This is a genomic window from Streptomyces sp. NPDC055078 (assembly GCF_053607985.1).
Genome location: NZ_JBSGUP010000967.1, coordinates 1 through 2,201, shown reverse-complemented (window position 1 = coordinate 2,201; position 2,201 = coordinate 1). Strand labels below are relative to the sequence as shown.

The window sequence follows — 2,201 nt, the reverse complement described above, 5'->3', positions numbered from 1 at the left end:
AGTGATTGTCTTGCCGCCCGGCCGGGTCGTGGTACTGTTGATCCAGTTGCAGTTGTGGTTCCCATAGACTTCAAGTGCCTAAGATGACTTTCATCAGTCATTGGGCACTTTTGTTTTTTCGGTTTATTTCCGGACGGGGCAATCATCGCGGCGACGCCGGGGCCCGCACAGTGCGGACCTCGGGTACTGCCCCGAAGGAGATTTTGACATGGCTACTGGAACCGTGAAGTGGTTCAACTCGGAAAAGGGCTTCGGCTTTATTGAGCAGGAGGGTGGCGGCCCCGACGTCTTCGCCCACTACTCGAACATCGCCACCCAGGGCTTCCGTGAGCTTCAGGAAGGCCAGAAGGTGAACTTCGACGTCACGCAGGGCCAGAAGGGCCCCCAGGCCGAGAACATCGTTCCCGCCTGACGCTGAGAAGTACGACGCAGCTGGGGTCCGCACCTTCGGGTGCGGCCCCGGCTCGTTGCCGTTTGCGGGACCTGCGGGCCCGCGGCGGCACTCCACGCAGGACACCGGGCGACGCACTCCCGCCGTACGGCGGACGAAGTGCCCATGGCTCCGGCCGGACGCAGGTCCGCCCGTGCTCCGGCGGCCCTCAGGCCCCGGTCGCCGACTCCCGTGGAATCCCGAAATCCCGAAGCGGCCCGCCGCTCTGTGCCACACCGGCGCGGCCCGGCTTCCATCAGTCTTTTATCCGGCTCGTTCTTGCAATTCACACGGCTCATTCATGCCGAGAATTCCTCGATACGTGCCATATCGAGGAAGGTTCTCCTTGAACCGTTCAGCTCGTAGCAACGAACGCTTTTCCAACCCCCGCAAGGGCGGCTCCGCCGGTTCCGACCGAGGCGCCCGGTTCCGGCCGAAGGGCGGCCAGGGCCGCCCCGGCAACCGCTCCGGCGGCGGACGCCGGCCCGCCGCGTCGCAGAGCGGTGAGTTCGCCCTGCCGAACACCATCACCCCCGGGCTGCCCCCGGCCGCCACCTTCGGTGAGCTGGACCTGCCGGCCGAACTGCTCAAAATGCTCACCAGCCTCGGCGTGAACGAGCCGTTCCCCATCCAGTCCGCCACCCTGCCGAACTCCCTCGCGGGCCGGGACGTCCTCGGCCGAGGGCGCACCGGATCGGGCAAGACGCTCGCCTTCGGGCTGGCGATGCTCGTCCGCACCGCCGGCCGCCGCGCCGAACCCCGGCAGCCGCTCGCCCTGGTCCTCGTCCCCACCCGGGAGCTGGCCCAGCAGGTCACCGACGCGCTCACGCCGTACGCCAGGTCGCTGAATCTGCGGATGGCCACCGTCGTCGGCGGAATGTCGATCGGCCGGCAGGCCGGAGCGCTGCGCGCCGGTGCCGAGGTCGTCGTCGCCACCCCGGGCCGGCTCAAGGACCTCATCGAGCGCAAGGACTGCCGGCTGGACCGGGTGGACATCACCGTGCTGGACGAGGCCGACCAGATGGCGGACATGGGCTTCATGCCCCAGGTCACCGCACTGCTCGACCAGGTCCGCCCCGGGGGCCAGCGGATGCTGTTCTCCGCCACCCTCGACCGCAATGTCGACCTGCTGGTGCGCCGCTATCTCCATGACCCGGTGGTCCACTCCGTCGACCCGTCGGCCGGTGCCGTCACGACGATGGAGCACCACATACTGCATGTGCAGAACACCGACAAATACGCCACCACCACCGAGATCGCGGCCCGCGACGGCCGGGTGATCATGTTCCTGGACACCAAGCACGCCGTCGACAAGCTCACCAAGCACCTGCTGAGCAGCGGCGTACGGGCGGCGGCGCTGCACGGCGGCAAGTCGCAGCCGCAGCGCACCCGGACCCTGGCCCAGTTCAAGACCGGTCATGTCACCGCGCTGGTGGCGACCAATGTCGCGGCCCGCGGTATCCATGTCGACGATCTCGACCTGGTGGTCAATGTCGACCCGCCCACCGACCACAAGGACTATCTGCACCGTGGCGGCCGGACCGCCCGCGCCGGTGAGTCCGGCAGTGTCGTCACGCTGGTGCTGCCCAACCAGCGCCGTGACATGGTGCGCATCATGGCGGACGCCGGTATCACCCCGCTGTCCACCCAGGTCCGTTCCGGCGATGCCGAGCTGAGCCGTATCACCGGCGCCCAGGCACCCTCCGGCGTCCCGGTCGTCGTCACCGCCCCGGTCGCGGACCGCCCCAAGACCGGCAGCGCTCCCTTCCGC

The 2,201-nt window shown here is 68.3% G+C and carries 2 protein-coding genes; both read left to right on the top strand.

Annotated features, from left to right (window positions below):
• Positions 1-208: 208 nt before the first annotated feature.
• Complete coding sequence (locus tag ACWF94_RS39200; RefSeq protein WP_100598391.1) at positions 209-412, top strand: cold-shock protein; 204 nt, start codon at positions 209-211, stop codon at positions 410-412.
• A 319-nt stretch (positions 413-731) separates the two neighbouring features.
• The coding region (locus ACWF94_RS39195; protein ID WP_453499866.1) for a DEAD/DEAH box helicase at positions 732-2,201 on the top strand (1,470 nt) is incomplete at its 3' end.